This is a genomic window from Rhizobium sp. BR 249, from assembly GCF_047445895.1.
GTDB lineage: Bacteria > Pseudomonadota > Alphaproteobacteria > Rhizobiales > Rhizobiaceae > Rhizobium.
Genome location: NZ_JARWKX010000026.1, coordinates 17,214 through 32,209 on the forward strand (window position 1 = coordinate 17,214; position 14,996 = coordinate 32,209).

Genomic DNA, 14,996 nt, shown 5'->3' on the forward strand with positions numbered 1-14,996 from the left:
CGCCTTCAAATCAGGAAAGCAAGAACGACGGCAAAACACACAGCCATCGTCGCTTCCAGCAGACCTGCCCCGACATTGGCGTCCAACCGGATCTCGCCGCCGAGCGACTGACCGCGAATGGTCATCCGGTCCATCACCAGCCGCAGGATCGGCAGGAAGATGAAGGCGGCGACATCGGCAATGAAGAACTCGGTCAGATCTTTTCCCCAGTCGACGAAGTTTCCGGCCGAGGCGTTCATGATGATGATCGCGAGCGCGACGAGATGACCGGCGAAAGCGACGCCGCTGGCGACGTTCCTGCCGCGCAGCGCTTCATGAATGTCATAAGGCAGGAGCCGCTCGTAGACGAGCGTGAACAGCAACAGCGACAACTGGCCGAGCACGAAGAAGACGATGACCGACAACAGGCCGCCGCCCTCGCCCGATATCGAGCCTGCGATGACCAAGCCGGTTGCGATGTAGGCCCCGCAATGTACGGCCCCGACGCCGATGTTCTTCTCGTTGACCAGTTGGTGGGTATCGTCGAACTTGCGCAGCACCGCCCGATCGCTGAACCAGCGCGCGAGATTGAGCAGGCCGATACCGAGCAGCGAATAGCCGCCAACGACGACGAGGTCGTGGACGAGGCCGCCTGCCGGTCCGTAGAGCGCCGCGACATAAATGGCTGCGGTTGCAAGATAATAGCCGGACATGGAAAGCCCGACGGCGAGATTGTCGTTCCGCGCAAGCTCCTCGTCGAGTTTATAGGAGACCGCCAGAGCCTTGAACCATTTCGCGGTCAGGATGAGACCGAGATAAAGGAGGATGAAGGCCGGCGCCCGGACGATATCGTCCACCGCAAGTCCTCGGAAATCCATGTCAGCGTCCTGCGGAGGTTGAAAATAGGAGGGATGAAAACGTGTATTCTTTGCCTGGTGCGGCTTCAATAGTAAAAGCGCAACTTTCACATGTAAAAATCAGTATCGCCGGCCGCGCTCCACGGTCGCAACCGTTGCGTGGGACGGCATGAAACTGGTCTTCAGCGGTTCGATCGCATCCTCCGCCCGGCAAGCTCCGCAGAGAAAAATATCCAGCGCTGCATATCCCGTCTCGGGCCATGTGTGGATGCTGATATGCGATTCAGCCAGGAGAGCGACCCCGGTAATGCCTCCACCGGCGCCGAACTGATGCAGCCGCGTTTCCAGAACCGTCGCGCCGCAGGCCTCGGCAGCGCCACGCATCGCCGCCTCTATGAAGGCCGCATCTTGCAGCCCTCGCGCACCCCAAAAATCGAGCAGGACGTGGGTGCCCGGCGGATAATCCGTCTTGCCAGGCGCATCGGATGTCTTGAAGGGCATGCAAGTTCCTGTTGATATTGGAACTCCTGCATATCTCCACCCGGGATAGCCACGCTAGTGCCAATTCCAACCATGGGCATTTTGTGCCGCGACGACATGCTTCGGCGCGATCGTGCGCTCAAGCGATGGCGATGATTTCCAGCTCCTGGCCGCCGGACTCCACCACGTCGCCCACAGCCTTGCCCATCAGAAGCCGCGCCACCGGCGAAACGTAGGAGATCGATCCGGCCTTGGGGTCGGCTTCGTCTTCGCCGACGATGCGATAGGTCTGCACGCGCCCGTCGTCGCGGCCGAAGGTTACGGTGCTGCCGAATGCCACGGCGTCCGTGGACGCGGGTTCGGGCATCAGCTGGGCGCTGCGGAGTCTTGCCGCGAGATACCGCAGATCGCGCAAGGGGCCGGCCGCCTGCCGCCGCTTTTCGTTCACGTCGTCGATCGTGCTTGTGGCGTCATAGGCCTCTCGCGCCGCCTGGAACTGCTGCTCCAGAGCCTTCAATCCCGCTTCCGTGACGAGGTTCGGATGCGGCGAAATCGGACGGTCCGGCAGCAGGGTTTCCGAAGCGGTTTCGAAACTCTCTTCCTTGGTGAAGGCGACAGCCAATCTTGAACTCCATTGCAGGCGCTATGCGCTTATCATCAGGGGCGATTGCCCCAATTTGGAACCATACATACACCGGCTGCCGATGAACCGCCAACTTTGCGGCTTCCGTCTGCCGGGAACGTCCTGGCCGCCATGACGTTTATTCCCTCCAGAAGCACCGTAGCGCAGGAGGATCGAATGCCCGGCCGGCAGCGAAGGAGCGGCAACGCAGTCAGGAACAGGCCATGCCCTCCTTCCTGACCGACGCCATGCCGCTGACGCCGAGTTGGTGGGATCTAGCCGCGCGCATCGCACTGACCGTCGTCGCCGGCGGCCTCATCGGCCTCGACCGCGAGCGCGGCGGTCATGCGGCGGGCTTCAGGACCACGATCCTGGTGGCGCTTGCCGCCTGCCTGGCGATGATCCAGGCGAACCTCCTTCTATCGACCTACGGAAAAACCTTTAGTTATTTCACGCAGATGGACGTGCTGCGCTTTCCCCTCGGCGTGCTGACGGGTGTCGGCTTCATCGGCGGCGGCGCGATTCTCAGGCGTGGTGACACGATGACCGGCGTCACGACGGCCGCGACCATGTGGTTCATGACCGTCGTCGGCCTCTGCTTCGGCGGCGGACAGATCGTGACCGGAACGATCGCAACCATGGTTGCCTTCATCGTGCTTTCGCCAATGAAACGGCTGGATACCTGGCTGCGCTGCGAACGCAAGGCGACGCTCGTCCTCTACGGGTCGAGCTCCGACATTCCCGACCTGTCGGCTGTGCTTGGCCCCCTCGAATGCAGCGCGCTGTTCGGATCGCTGAAACGGACCGAAGACGGCCGCATGGGGACGACCTTCGAGCTGCGCTGGCTCGCGAAAGATCCGGACGCATCCGCCCGTGCGATCCTGGCTGCCGTCTCCGAGGCGCATGAAATCGCGGAATTCTCGATGCAGTCGACGGCGACCTGATCCAAGGGAACCCTGCCCTATTTCGAAGCGTGTTCGGGTTTGCCCTTCCTCTTGGTCGAAGCGAACTCTTCGAGCTGCTTTTCGCTCATGGATTCGACCATCTGCTTCGAAGCGCCCTTGAGCTCCTTCTTCGGCGTCTCGCCGCGCTTGGCCGAAAGCGCGGCGCCGGCAGCCTTTTGCTGGGCTTTGGATTTGGCTGGCATATCGATCTCCTTCTGAGGACGGAGCCCGCTCGATCAAACTTTCCTTCGCTTGCGGCGAAGGCTGCGGCCGGAGCCGCAGCCGATCGCGCGTCAGTTGATGGTGGCCCACTGGCTGCGGACATCCCGTGCGTTCTTCGACAGGTGAACGTGAGCATCAACATGATCGACCCAGTCGAGCGGGATCAGGTGATGCTTGCCGTCCTCGGAGTCGGTCTTGGTCAGCTTGATACGGCTGGGACCATCGAGATGATCGACCGTCCCGACATGGGTGCCGTCGGCGGTCAGAACTTCCATATGTTCACGAATCTGATCTGCGGAAATCATCGTTTCCTCCTTTGCGTCACTGGCAGTTACCAGGCCGCAACGATGGGGAGCGGAGTTGGTTCCAAGGCCCTTTGCCGCAACCCGGATTCTCCGCTGCCGGCGCACGCCGATCATTCAATCTCGTTGATGTTATCCATAAGCTCTATTCGTTTGAATGATGGGTTCCGAGAGCCCATATTTACAGCATGGACATGGAACGAACCTCCCATCGCTGCCATGTCCCGGCTCAGGAAAGGAACCGAAAAATGACCACGCTTACCTATCGGGGTCACGGTAAGACCCATACATCAGGCGAATTCCACTTTGCTCTGGCAGATTACGCCCACAAGCTGGTGCTCGCCTGGACCCGCTGGCGGACCGCCCGCGAAATCGAAGCTATGCCGTTCGACATTCGCAAGGACATCGGCTGGCCGAGCACGGACGACAGCAAACACCGGACCATGTAATGAATGCGACATTTCTTCCCCGATGAGGGCGGCGCCTGCCTCACGCAGCACCGCCTTTTTCGTCTCCTGGCTGTCCAATTCATAGCCGCTTTCGATCCCGAATTTCCGCCGCCTGCAGGCCCATCCTCCGCCCTGTTCCCGGTTTGACGACGGTTCCGGCAGTCAAATCGCGGTCAATGTCGCATATTTGCTCTTCACGGCCGCTTTTTTCCATGCGAGTGTCGCTTTCAGGACATCGGCGCGACGCATTCCGCGCAACGAATAGGTCATCGTTCCTCGAGCATGGATTTCGCTATGAACAGGATGCAGATCAAGAAGCGTTCACTGGTCTTCTTTATGGTACCGCAATTCACCATGCTGCCCTTTTCGGCGGCCGTGGACACCTTGCGCATCGCCAACCGCATGCTCGGCTATCAGGCCTATACTTGGCGGCTCGCCTCCGTCGATGGAGAGAAGGTCTATTCTTCCTGCGGCATCGGCATCGAGGCGAATTCATCGCTCGCCGAAGAGCGCCGCCATCTCGGCGGGGAAAACCGGCCCGGCATGGTGCTCGTCTGTTCCGGCATCGATATCGAGGAATTCAACAACAAGTCGGTCAATGCCTGGCTGCGCGAATGTTATAACCGCGGCGTCGCCGTCGGGTCGCTCTGTACGGGCGCGCATGTGCTGGCCCAGGCCGGCCTCCTGAACGGCAAGCGCTGCGCCATCCACTGGGAGAACCTGCCGGGCTTTTCCGAAGCCTTTCCGCAGGCAGAGGTCTATGCCGACCTCTATGAGGTCGACGGCAATCTCTACACCTGCGCCGGCGGCACCGCCTCGCTCGACATGATGCTGAACCTCATCGGCGAGGATTTCGGCGAAAGCCTCGTCAACCGTATCTGCGAGCAGCACCTGACCGACCGCGTGCGCAACCCGCATGACCGCCAGCGCCTGCCGCTGCGCGCCCGCCTCGGCGTGCAGAACGCCAAGGTCCTGTCGATCATCGAACTGATGGAAGGCAATCTCGCCGAACCGCTGTCGCTGATCGAGATCGCCGACGGCGCCGGCCTCTCCCGCCGCCAGATCGAGCGGCTGTTCCGCCAGGAGATGGGGCGCTCGCCGGCGCGCTACTATCTCGAAATCCGCCTCGACCGCGCCCGCCACCTGCTGGTGCAGTCCTCCATGCCCGTCGTCGAAGTCGCCGTCGCCTGCGGCTTCGTCTCGGCCTCGCATTTCTCCAAGTGTTATCGCGAACTCTACCACCGCTCGCCGCAGCAGGAACGCGCCGAGCGCAAGACCACCATGGCGACGGCACGGCAGGCGGTTGCGGCTTGAGACGCAACATCTCATCGTCATGCTCGGGCTTGTCCCGAGCATCTGCCTCCGGTCGCGGGCGAGAACGTGCTGTTCGAGAGCGGTCGAGGAGCGAAGATGGCGCGGCATATTCTCTTCTCCCCAGCGGGGAGAAGGTGCCGGCAGGCGGATGAGGGGGCCACACGGGACACCCTTTCCATCGTAAACCATCCCGGCACGCAGGCGGAAACCGCATGCCCAATCATGGTAGAAGACTGCATAAGCACTGTTGAAAGGCCTGCGTCTCCGGCCCCCTCATCCGCCCTACGGGCACCTTCTCCCCGCTGGGGAGAAGAGGGAATCGAAACGTCGGCGCTCTCACCTCGGCTACCGGGTACTTAGAACGAGGATAGCGGGATGAGTGGCAGGCGCGGCGACTGATGACGCGCCATGAAACCAGAAACGCCCCTACTGCGCCGCCTCCTCCGTCATCCTGGCGTCGGAATAGACCTGGTTGCGGCCGCGGTGCTTGGCCATGTAGAGGAACTGGTCGGCGGCGTTGAGATAATTTTCGAAGGTTTCGTAGCTGCCGATTTCGGCAATGCCGATCGAGATGGTGACGCCGAGATCCTCGTCGTCGGCCGTGACCTTCAGCCGTGAGATGTCCGAGCGGATCTCGTCGCAGAGCTTGGTGGCGGCGGCCGAATCCATCTGCGGGAAGAGGATGGCGAATTCTTCACCGCCGAGGCGCGAGAGCAGATTGTCGCTGCCCTCGAAGATCGTGAACAGCCTGTTTGCGACCGCCTTCAGCACCTTGTCGCCGATCTCGTGGCCGTATGTATCGTTCAGGCGCTTGAAATGGTCGATATCGAGAATGGCAACCGAGCTCGGCACTTTCAGCCGCAGACACTCATTCACCAGCTTCGGGCCGTTATCGTAGAAATAGCGGCGGTTATAGAGGCCGGTGAGGTAATCGCAGGCCGCCGCCGCCCTGAGCTGGCGCATCTGCGCCAGCGTCTCGGCATTGTTGGCGATGCGGCATTGCAACTCCTCGGCAACGAAGGGCCGGTAGACGAAGTCGCTGGCGCCGGCCTTGAGGAAGCTGGCCGACAGCATGCGGTCGTTGGAGGAGGAAACGCCGATGACGCGCAGCCGGTCCGAACCGAAGCGATGGCGGATGCGCCGCGTCAATTCGTAGCCGCTCATATCGGGCATGTGATGGTCGGTGACGACGAGTTCGATATCGCCATAGGCTTCGAGTGCAGCGAGCGCCTCGAGCCCCGAATTCGCCTCGACGACGAGATATTGCTGCGCCTTCAGGAGATCGACGAGCACCTGGCGGGCCGAAACGACATCGTCGACGACCAGCACCCGCGTCTTGCGGTTGGAGATCGCGCGGCGCACGGTCGCGACCAGGTTGTCGAGCGCGAACTCGTTGTCCTTCAGCACATAATCGATGACATTGCGCTCCATGATCTTGTTGCGCGTATTGAGATCGAATGTCGCGGTAAAGACGATGGCCGGGATGTCGTGCTCGATCGTGCAGTCGAGCGCCTCGCCATAGGGAGAGTCGGGCAGGTTGAGATCGACGACGGCCATGGTGTAGCCGTGACCATCGTCGGAAAGTTCCCTGCGAAGCGCCTTCAGCGACGAGCAGGACTTGACGGTAAGGCCGAGTTCCGTCTGGAACCGGTGGCAGAGCACGGCGGAAAACATCCTGGAATCTTCAACCAGAAGTATCTTGAGGCCGCTGGAGCGCAGCCCGATGCCATCCCGCTGGAAATCCCCCTGAAAAGCCACGGCCGCTACTCCCCCATGCGCCTCACGGGCTCGACTCGGCCCTCCCCCCGGCGCGGCGGACGATAGCCGAGAGGCCCATCCGCGTGAAGGGGACAAATAATAGGATTACTTGCAATTGCAGAAATTCGACGTACGCCGCCGAAGACAGCCCCCGGCTTCCTCGCCATCCCTCTGGAGCGGCCGTCAGGCAACCGCCCGCTCCTTACGCATCGACTGGATCTGCAGCAGCGTGTCGAGGTTCTGGTTGACGCGGCAGTAGAATTCCTCGTCGATGAAGGGGCGCAGCATGAAATCATTGCCGCCGGCCTTCAGGAACCGTGCCGAAAGCAGCCGGTTCGACGAGGAGGAAACGCCGATGATGCGCAATTCATGCGAGCCGATATGGGCGCGGATGCGCCGTGTCAGCTCGAACCCGTCGATGTCGGGCATGTTGTAATCGGTGATCATCAGGCCGATATCGCGATTGGCCTTCAGGATCTCCAGCGCCTTGACGCCGTTTTCGGCGGTGCTGACGCGGAAATTATAGCGCTTCAGCCGGCTCGACAGCAAAGCGCGCGCCGTGGCGCTGTCGTCGACGATCAGCACGTGATGGCGATGATTGGTCAGGAACCGGCAGATCGATTCCGCCAGCAGGTCGACGGCGAAGACATTGTCCTTGAGGATGTAATCGACGATATCCTTGGCCATCAGCTTGTCGCGCATGCCTTCCTGGAAGGTGCCGGTGAAGACGATGGTGGGAATGGAGAGATCGACCAGATATTCCAGCGCTTCGCCGTTTTCGGCGCCGGGCAGGTTGATGTTCGAGATCGCCAGCGTGATCGGCTCGGAAGACTTGTCGTAGGAAAACTGCAGATCCTCGAAGCTGCGGCAGATCTCGACATCGATGTCGAACAGCTCCTTGAGGCGTTTGCTGATCATCGAGGTGAATACGTTGGAATCTTCCGCGACAATAATCCGCGCACCGGCAAACATTTCCCCGGAATATTGCATCCCCGAAATACCTAGAAACGCCATAGCAAACCTTTGATGTAAATCTGTCCCCGGGTCGATTTGATACATCAATTGATTTGAATAATTATTAATCAGCGCGTCCCGATATGAAACGAAGATGCAACCAGGTGCGCCGGCTCCGGTTTCTTTGCGGATATGATTAAGAAATTCCCGCGCGGAACGGGTGATGAGCGCCCGCAACGGGGAATGGCAGTTCAACTGCCCCCAAGCACCAAACCCAGCGAACGCAGGAAATGCGCCTCGATCTTATGCAGCAATTCGGCGCGGGCCGACGGGGTCTCGGCGATGCCGGGCTGATTGACCACGCCATGCAGGGCATTGAACAGAAACACCGCCGTAAAGCCGGGATCGTCGACCGCCCAGGCATCATCGGCTGCCCCGGCGGCGATGAGCTCGCTCAGATGCGCGATCAGGATGTTGCTGGAAAGCCCTTCCCGCGTTGCCGGAGGCGCCGCCACGAAGGCGAGGTGATGCAGGCCGGCCGCATCGAGATAGCCGGTCGCGCAGGCGGCCGACCACGCCGCCAGCTTGCCGCGCCAATCCTCCTGCCGCTGTCCCTCGACTGCCGCGACGATACCGTCCAGAACGCCCTGCACGAAGCGGCCGCGCAGCGCTTCCAGAACATCGGCCTTCGAGGAGAAGCGCAGGTAGAAGGTGCCCTTGGCGACCCCTGCCCCTGATGTGATCTCCTCGATGGTGGTCTGCTCCACGCCCTTTGCCAGGAACAGCCGCTCGGCCGCGGTCATCAGTTCGTCGCGGCGCTCTTCAGCAGGCTTGGTTCTCGGTTTTGAAACGGGATCGGCCGGCATGGTCCATTCTCACTGGCGGCGCGATGGCTCGGCCCTGTGCAGGTAGCCGGCAAACACGTCGCGCATCGCGGCGTTTTCGATTTCAGGCAGCAGACGACCGACCTCCCCGCGATGATAACCGGCATGCGTCGCCACATGCGCCAGCATTTCCTCGCGGGACATGCGCCCGCGCCCGCCATCGGTGAAGGTGAAGTCGACGACTTCTTCCATTTCATCTGGCGTTATACGCGAGGTGTAGTCGACATACCAACGGTCCGTCTCCCTGATATCGGCCGAAAGCTGCGCCAAAGGCGGCGTGACGCTGCTCCAGCTCGCCGTGTAGTCGTGAACCTCCCGCTGAAGATTGGCTGCGAAGATGCGGTCGACGAGATGGGCATGGTTGAGCACACGAAGGGCCGAGGAAAAGGCATCGGATCGGCCCTCTTCGCCGAGCGCGCTCAGCGCGTCCAGAAGTTCCTCGTCAATGCTGGCTTTGTATCGGAACAGGGAATTCAGCAAGGTCCGCGCGCTCATGGCGATCTCCGGGCGGTGAAACGGATGGCGCCGACATCAAGCCGGCTGCTCTTGTTTACGCCACTGACTGATGGTCAGTCAACAACCGTGACGCTGCCCGCACGCAGTTTCACGGGGTCTTAGGCACAGCACCCGGTCCTTGCCGCTGCCGGTCCGCAGCAAGCCGCCGCCTTCTCGTTTTCTTCCGCCAGCCACCGGTCGCGCGGCTTGCAGCTTGCCGGCCTCGGCGACAACTCGACATGCATCGTACCGGCGCATGAAACCGGCATCGCCGCGCAATAAAGCTGCATCGGCCGCACGCCGTCGCTGACCTCGAAGGTGAGCCTGGCGGAGCCGTCGAGCTGTACGTGCTCCGTCACCTTGCGGATGATCGCATGGAACTTGCCGGCCGGCATATGCGTGCGCTCGCCCTCCTCGATGTCCCAAAGCTGGATGAAGATCTCCGTCCATGCCTCGGGATTGGCGCCGCAATCGAGGCCTGCGAATTGGCCCGCCTTGACCTCGGTGATATGATAGCCCTGATTCACCGGCCGGCCGTCGTAGTGAAAAACCAGCGGCGCGTCTTTGTCGCCGGAGAGCGCGTTGAGCAGCAGGCCCAGGTTGATGTCTTCCGCTTGAATTTTACCGTTGTCGATGACATTCATTTGCGCTAATCCTCATTTCAACAATTCAAGGATTATTGAAATATGGATCAACGTCAAGCCCTCGCCGCATTCGGCGCGCTTTCGCAGGAAACGCGCCTCCAGATCGTTCGCATGCTTGTCGTATCGGGTCCTGACGGAATGGCGGCGGGCGCCATCGCCGAAAGGGCGGACGTCTCCCCCTCCAATGTCTCCTTCCATCTGAAGGAGCTGGAACGAGCCGGCCTGATCGCCCAGCAGCGTGAATCCCGTTCGATCATCTACACCGCCAATTACGAGGCGCTCGGCGGCCTGATCCGCTTCCTGATGGAGGATTGCTGCGGCGGCAACGCCGAGATCTGCGCCCCCGCCGCCACTGTCGCCGCATGCTGTGCACCTGCAATCAAGGAGGAACTGCAATGACCACAGACCGCGTTTACAATGTGCTCTTTCTCTGCACCGCCAATTCTTCCCGCTCGATCCTGGCTGAATCCATCCTGGAGACCGAAGCCAAGGGCCGGTTCAAAGCCTATTCCGCCGGCAGCCAGCCGAAGGGCGAGGTCAATCCCCTGGCGCTGAAGGAGCTCGCGGCACTGGGTTATCCCTCGGCCGGTTTCAGTTCGAAGAGCTGGGACGAGTTCGCCAAGCCCGGCGCACCGGAGATGGATTTCATCTTCACCGTCTGCGACAGCGCCCATGGCGAAGCCTGCCCGGTCTGGATCGGCCATCCGATGACCGCTCACTGGGGCGTCGAGGATCCGGCCGCCGTCCAGGGCAGCGAGGTCGAGAAGGGCCGCGCCTTCGCAGAGGCCGCCCGCTTCCTCAAGAACCGGATCATGGCCTTCCTCAGCCTGCCCTTGTCGTCGATCGACAAGCTGGCGCTGGAGCAGCATCTGCGCCAGATCGGCGCGATGGAAGGCGCGACCGCAAAACCGGCAGGGGCCGGCTGATGGCGTCGTTCGATCTGCCGCGCCGGCTGGTGGCCGAGGCCCTCGGCACCGCCATGCTGGTCGCAACCGTCGTCGGGTCGGGCATCATGGCAAGCTCGTTGACTGGGGATGTCGGGCTCGCTTTGCTCGGCAACACGCTCGCGACCGGCGCGATCCTGGTGGTGCTGATCACCGTGCTCGGGCCGATTTCCGGCGCCCATTTCAATCCGGCCGTCTCGCTGGTCTTTGCCATGTCGCGCGCGCTGGCGAAACGCGATCTCGCCGGCTATGTGCTGGCGCAGATCACCGGCGGCATCGTCGGAACCGTCGTCGCCCATCTGATATTCGCCCTGCCGATCGTCGAATTGTCGAGCAAGGTGCGCACCGGCGGCGCGCAATGGTTTTCCGAAGGTGTAGCGACCTTCGGGCTGGTCGCCATCATTCTCGCCGGCATCCGCTTCGAGCAGAAGGCGGTGCCGTGGCTGGTCGGGCTCTATATTACCGCCGCCTACTGGTTCACCGCCTCGACCTCCTTCGCCAATCCGGCCGTCGCCTTGGCCCGCTCGCTGACCGACAGTTTCTCCGGCATCCGCCCGATCGATCTTCCCGGATTCTGGATTGCCGAAATAACAGGCGCTGTCGCAGCCCTTCTCCTGTTCACCTGGCTGCTGCAGCCCGGCGCTTCGTCAACGCTATCGTCAGAGGCAAAACTATGAACGTCACCATCTACCACAATCCGGCCTGCGGCACGTCGCGCAATACGCTGGCGATGATCCGCAACACCGGCATCGAACCCACGATCATCGAATACGTCAAGGAGCCGCCCTCGCGTGAGGATCTGATCAAGATAATCGCCGATGCCGGGCTGACGGTGCGCGATGCCATTCGCCAGAAGGACACGCCCTACGCCGAACTCGGCCTCGACGATCCCGCTCTGACGGACGACCAGCTTTTGGACGCCATGCTGGCGCATCCGATCCTGATCAACCGGCCCTTCGTCGTCACACCGCTCGGCACACGCCTGTCGCGGCCATCGGAACTTGTGCTCGAAATCCTGCCGGAAACGCACAAGGGCGCCTTCACCAAGGAAGACGGCGAGAAGGTGCTCGATGCGGAAGGCAAGCGGATCGTCTGACCCTGCGGGGCGCTACTTGACGATCGCCGAGCCCTTGACGATGTCGATCGTCTCGCCGCCGTCGAGGCCGATGCGGTCGCCGTCGGGCGTCGTCATGAAGCAGCCGGAGGGGCAGAGGCTTTCCGAAGCGCCGGCATCGACCACGACCTCGACGCGCTGGCCGCCCTCGGTGATGACGAGCACCACGGCGGCGGGATCGGTGTTGGTGATGGATGCCGCATGGGCCGCCGGCGCGGCAAGCAGCGGGACAAGCAGAACGGCGGCAAATCTTGCCATCATGTGCGGCGGCGCGGATGCGCCCTCCCCTCGAACGATCGGTGCTGCCCTCGGCAGCGATCCCGATTGTCAGGGATGATGCACATAGACCTGTGAATGATGGCTGAATGAGCCGTTCAGCTCTTCAGGCCGCCCTCCGCCGTCCGCCCGCGCAGCTGCCGCACCGGCCGCTCCTCGTCTTCCATCGGCTTGTCCCGGGGCGTTTCCTGGCCGTCCGCCTGATCCTTGCGCGCGTTGAGAGGGAGAGGCGCGGCATCGCGATGGATGGTGAGATCGCTCTGCGGCAGCGGGATCTCGATACCCTCGGCCCTGAAGCGCCGAAGGATCTCGATCCTGAGATTGTTGCGCACCGTCATGCCGTCGCCCATGTCGGCGAGGAAGAAGCGCAGCTCGAAATCCAGCGAATAGGGGCCGAAGCGCAGGAATTCGACATGCGGCTCCGGATTGCGCATGACGAGCGGAATCTTCGCCGTCAGTTCCAGCAGGATATCCATCACCTTCTGCGGATCGGCGTCGTAGCTGACGGAAACCGGGATTTCCGAACGGCCGATCTTGTTGCGGTGCGTCCAGTTGCCGACGAGACCGTTGATCAGCTCCGAATTCGGCACGATGATCGATTGCTTGCGGAAGGTCTCGATCTCGGTGGCGCGCACCGAGATGCGCTTGACGATGCCTTCGGCCGTGCCCGAGACGACATGGTCGCCGACCTTGAACGGTCGCTCGACGAGCAGGATCAGGCCGGAGACGAAGTTGGAGACGATGTTCTGCAGGCCGAAACCGATGCCGACCGAGAGCGCCGAGGCGACGAGCGCGAAACTCGACAGATCGATGCCGGCCGCCGAGACGCCGATGATCGCCGCAATGCCGACGCCGAGATAGCCGATGCCCGTCTTGACCGAATTGCGCACGCCGAGATCGACATGGCTGCGCGCCATCACATTGCCGTCGAGCCAGCGCTGTATCCAGCGCGTCAGCAGGTAGACGCCGGCAAAGAGCAGGATGCCGGTGCAGATGCCGAGCAGCGAAATGCTGATGCCGCCGAGCTTGACCTCGGTGAACAGCCGGAAGGCGATGAGCTGCAGGTCCTGCACATGGAAGCCCCAGAGCAGCAGGATGAGCGGAATGCCGACGATCAGCGCCACCGCATAGATGGCAAGACCGACGAGCAGGCCGACCTGGTCGATCGCCACAGGGCCGAGGTTGAAGCGGCGCGTCAGGAAACGCGCGAAGAAGGTATCGCCGAAGCTCTCCTGCCGCGATATCGCCTTGCCGGAGAGCAGGCCGACATACATGGTGGCGACGACGGCGCCGGTGATGATGAGCTGCGTGGCGACGAAGCGCGCCAGCCCGACATAACCCGAGAGCGCCGAAACGATCAGGGCAGCGCCGACGACACGCAGGATGATCGCCATGCCGCGCGGCCAATGCCGGCCCGGCGCATCCGGATCGCCGCTTCTTGCCAGCATCGGCTTGCCGAAAGACACGGCGATCAGGATGATGCCGATGATGAGCGCGGCGATCAGGCTTCTGACGACAGTCAGCACCAGCGGCGAGCCCATCGCCTCGCCGATGCTGCTGAAGAGATAGTCGAGCCCGTTGATGACGGCCATCGCCAGCAGGCAATAGCCGATCGATCGCGCGCCGAGATTGGAAAGCCGCACCAGCCGCCAGCGCGGTTCATGCGGCGCGAAAATCGCGTTGACGAAGCGACCGACGAAATAGACGAGCCCGATCGTGCCGAACAGCGCGCCGATGACGGGCGCGATATCGGGCCTCAGCACGTTGAAACTGTTGAGGAAGAAGAAGGAGGTGACGAGCAGCACCGAAAGCGCCAGCGTGCGGATCAGCGTCGACCAGAAGGCGATCGACAGCCGGCCGATATAGGACGGGTTTTCGACCGCCTCGTCGCGGCGCAGATAGGAGCCGAACAGCCGGTAGCTGCCGGAAAGCAGGATCAGCGCCGAGGCGAGCGACAGGAGGATCGCGGCAAACAGCGGGAAACGCTTGAATTTCCAGACGAAGCTGGCCCAGCTCGACAGGGCCTGCGCGAATTCGCCGGTTTCCCGCACGAAGGCGCTGGCGGCATCGTCGAGAACGGAGACCGAGATCTCGGTGCGCTTGAAAAGCGTATCGGCAAAAAGCTGCCGCCGCATCTCTATGATCTCGTTGAGAAGCTTCGTTACCGCAATCGACAGGTTTTCGGCATCGCCCGTCACCGCGTTGATCTGCGCCCGCTCGGCGGCAAGCGCGTTGCGCTCGTCCGTGACGATCTGCGCCTCCGGCGGCTGCCCATCCTTCGGCGGCTCGCCGATCTCCGTCAGCCGGTTCTTGATCTGGTCGAAACGCGGCCGCAGATTGACCGATATGGTGATGACGGCGCGGCTGAGCTCGTCCGCCTTGGTCGCAAGCCCGACCAGCGCATCGTCATTGTCGGCATTCTCCTTGACGCCGTCCTGAAGCGAGGCAAGCTCAGCCTTCGCCTTGTCGATCTCCTTCGCCGCCTGGGCAGACGGCGTATCGACGAGCGGCGTCTCTGCTGCTGCCGCCTGCGGTTGCGGCTCCTGCGCCAGGGCTGCCGCACTCTCGAAATGCGCGCCGGCGAGCGCCAGCGTCATGAGAAGAATGGCGCGAAGCAGGATGGATCTCAGCCGCAAAAAGGCCTCCGGAAAGGTTGTCGTCAAAATTGAATGCTCGCTTTTCATCGCAAACAAAGGCGACAGAAAGGCGGAAGATGCCGAAAGCGCCTTGCACCAAGCTTGTTCCATGCCGCGCCCGT

19 protein-coding genes are annotated in these 14,996 nt (G+C 62.1%); 7 read left to right on the forward strand and 12 right to left on the reverse strand.

Annotated features, from left to right (window positions below):
* Positions 1 to 5: 5 nt before the first annotated feature.
* The 3 genes from QD408_RS21755 to greA form a co-directional block, all read right to left on the reverse strand.
* Positions 6 to 857 carry a DUF350 domain-containing protein gene (locus QD408_RS21755; RefSeq protein WP_414140719.1) on the reverse strand — a complete coding sequence of 284 codons (852 nt, stop codon included), beginning with the start codon at positions 855 to 857 and terminating at the stop codon, positions 6 to 8.
* Between the two features lie 99 nt (positions 858 to 956).
* Complete coding sequence (gene speD, locus QD408_RS21760; protein WP_414140720.1) at positions 957 to 1,337, reverse strand: adenosylmethionine decarboxylase; 381 nt, start codon at positions 1,335 to 1,337, stop codon at positions 957 to 959.
* 118 nt (positions 1,338 to 1,455) lie between these two features.
* Positions 1,456 to 1,938, reverse strand: coding sequence for a transcription elongation factor GreA (gene greA / locus QD408_RS21765; RefSeq protein WP_414140721.1), 483 nt, complete (start codon positions 1,936 to 1,938; stop codon positions 1,456 to 1,458).
* 224 nt (positions 1,939 to 2,162) lie between these two features.
* Between greA and QD408_RS21770 the strand changes: the two genes are divergently transcribed.
* Positions 2,163 to 2,882, forward strand: a complete 720-nt coding sequence (locus QD408_RS21770) for an MgtC/SapB family protein (protein ID WP_414140722.1) — start codon at positions 2,163 to 2,165, stop codon at positions 2,880 to 2,882.
* 17 nt (positions 2,883 to 2,899) lie between these two features.
* Here the strand turns inward: QD408_RS21770 and QD408_RS21775 are convergent, their stop codons facing one another.
* Entirely contained in the window at positions 2,900 to 3,085 is a 186-nt protein-coding gene (locus QD408_RS21775) for a DUF3008 family protein (protein WP_003564288.1), read from the reverse strand.
* 90 nt (positions 3,086 to 3,175) lie between these two features.
* Positions 3,176 to 3,409 carry a DUF2171 domain-containing protein gene (locus QD408_RS21780; RefSeq protein ID WP_088683890.1) on the reverse strand — a complete coding sequence of 78 codons (234 nt, stop codon included), beginning with the start codon at positions 3,407 to 3,409 and terminating at the stop codon, positions 3,176 to 3,178.
* A 245-nt stretch (positions 3,410 to 3,654) separates the two neighbouring features.
* Between QD408_RS21780 and QD408_RS21785 the strand changes: the two genes are divergently transcribed.
* Positions 3,655 to 3,855 (forward strand): hypothetical protein, encoded by a 201-nt coding sequence (locus tag QD408_RS21785; protein ID WP_088683891.1) that lies wholly within the window; start codon positions 3,655 to 3,657, stop codon positions 3,853 to 3,855.
* A gap of 294 nt (positions 3,856 to 4,149) precedes the next feature.
* Positions 4,150 to 5,169 carry a GlxA family transcriptional regulator gene (locus QD408_RS21790; protein ID WP_088683892.1) on the forward strand — a complete coding sequence of 340 codons (1,020 nt, stop codon included), beginning with the start codon at positions 4,150 to 4,152 and terminating at the stop codon, positions 5,167 to 5,169.
* Between the two features lie 426 nt (positions 5,170 to 5,595).
* Here QD408_RS21790 and QD408_RS21795 read toward each other — a convergent pair whose 3' ends face one another.
* From QD408_RS21795 to QD408_RS21815, 5 genes are all read right to left on the reverse strand, one after another.
* Positions 5,596 to 6,927: a diguanylate cyclase gene (locus QD408_RS21795; protein ID WP_414140723.1), complete on the reverse strand. Its 1,332-nt coding sequence runs from the start codon at positions 6,925 to 6,927 to the stop codon at positions 5,596 to 5,598.
* A gap of 183 nt (positions 6,928 to 7,110) precedes the next feature.
* Positions 7,111 to 7,941, reverse strand: coding sequence for a response regulator (locus QD408_RS21800; RefSeq protein ID WP_088685150.1), 831 nt, complete (start codon positions 7,939 to 7,941; stop codon positions 7,111 to 7,113).
* A 191-nt stretch (positions 7,942 to 8,132) separates the two neighbouring features.
* Positions 8,133 to 8,747: a TetR/AcrR family transcriptional regulator gene (locus tag QD408_RS21805; protein ID WP_414140724.1), complete on the reverse strand. Its 615-nt coding sequence runs from the start codon at positions 8,745 to 8,747 to the stop codon at positions 8,133 to 8,135.
* 9 nt (positions 8,748 to 8,756) lie between these two features.
* Positions 8,757 to 9,260, reverse strand: a complete 504-nt coding sequence (locus tag QD408_RS21810; RefSeq protein ID WP_414140725.1) for a DinB family protein — start codon at positions 9,258 to 9,260, stop codon at positions 8,757 to 8,759.
* A gap of 119 nt (positions 9,261 to 9,379) precedes the next feature.
* Positions 9,380 to 9,904 carry a DUF6428 family protein gene (locus tag QD408_RS21815; protein WP_088685153.1) on the reverse strand — a complete coding sequence of 175 codons (525 nt, stop codon included), beginning with the start codon at positions 9,902 to 9,904 and terminating at the stop codon, positions 9,380 to 9,382.
* A 42-nt stretch (positions 9,905 to 9,946) separates the two neighbouring features.
* On the opposite strand from QD408_RS21815, the gene QD408_RS21820 reads away from it, so the two are divergent.
* The 4 genes from QD408_RS21820 to arsC are packed head-to-tail and all read left to right on the forward strand — an operon-like array spanning position 9,947 to position 11,944.
* Positions 9,947 to 10,303 carry an ArsR/SmtB family transcription factor gene (locus QD408_RS21820; RefSeq protein WP_414140727.1) on the forward strand — a complete coding sequence of 119 codons (357 nt, stop codon included), beginning with the start codon at positions 9,947 to 9,949 and terminating at the stop codon, positions 10,301 to 10,303.
* Positions 10,300 to 10,830 carry an arsenate reductase ArsC gene (locus tag QD408_RS21825; RefSeq protein ID WP_414140729.1) on the forward strand — a complete coding sequence of 177 codons (531 nt, stop codon included), beginning with the start codon at positions 10,300 to 10,302 and terminating at the stop codon, positions 10,828 to 10,830. Before QD408_RS21820 ends, QD408_RS21825 begins: the two co-directional genes overlap by 4 nt.
* A complete protein-coding gene (locus QD408_RS21830; protein ID WP_414140730.1) occupies positions 10,830 to 11,525 on the forward strand; it encodes an MIP/aquaporin family protein in 696 nt (231 codons plus the stop codon). Before QD408_RS21825 ends, QD408_RS21830 begins: the two co-directional genes overlap by 1 nt.
* Positions 11,522 to 11,944 carry an arsenate reductase (glutaredoxin) gene (arsC, locus tag QD408_RS21835; RefSeq protein WP_414140731.1) on the forward strand — a complete coding sequence of 141 codons (423 nt, stop codon included), beginning with the start codon at positions 11,522 to 11,524 and terminating at the stop codon, positions 11,942 to 11,944. The genes QD408_RS21830 and arsC overlap by 4 nt, the downstream gene beginning before the upstream one ends.
* A gap of 12 nt (positions 11,945 to 11,956) precedes the next feature.
* Here arsC and QD408_RS21840 read toward each other — a convergent pair whose 3' ends face one another.
* Together QD408_RS21840 and QD408_RS21845 are read right to left on the reverse strand one after the other, a co-directional pair.
* Positions 11,957 to 12,223 carry a hypothetical protein gene (locus QD408_RS21840; protein WP_088685158.1) on the reverse strand — a complete coding sequence of 89 codons (267 nt, stop codon included), beginning with the start codon at positions 12,221 to 12,223 and terminating at the stop codon, positions 11,957 to 11,959.
* 113 nt (positions 12,224 to 12,336) lie between these two features.
* Entirely contained in the window at positions 12,337 to 14,874 is a 2,538-nt protein-coding gene (locus QD408_RS21845) for a mechanosensitive ion channel domain-containing protein (protein ID WP_414140732.1), read from the reverse strand.
* Positions 14,875 to 14,996 lie beyond the last annotated feature (122 nt).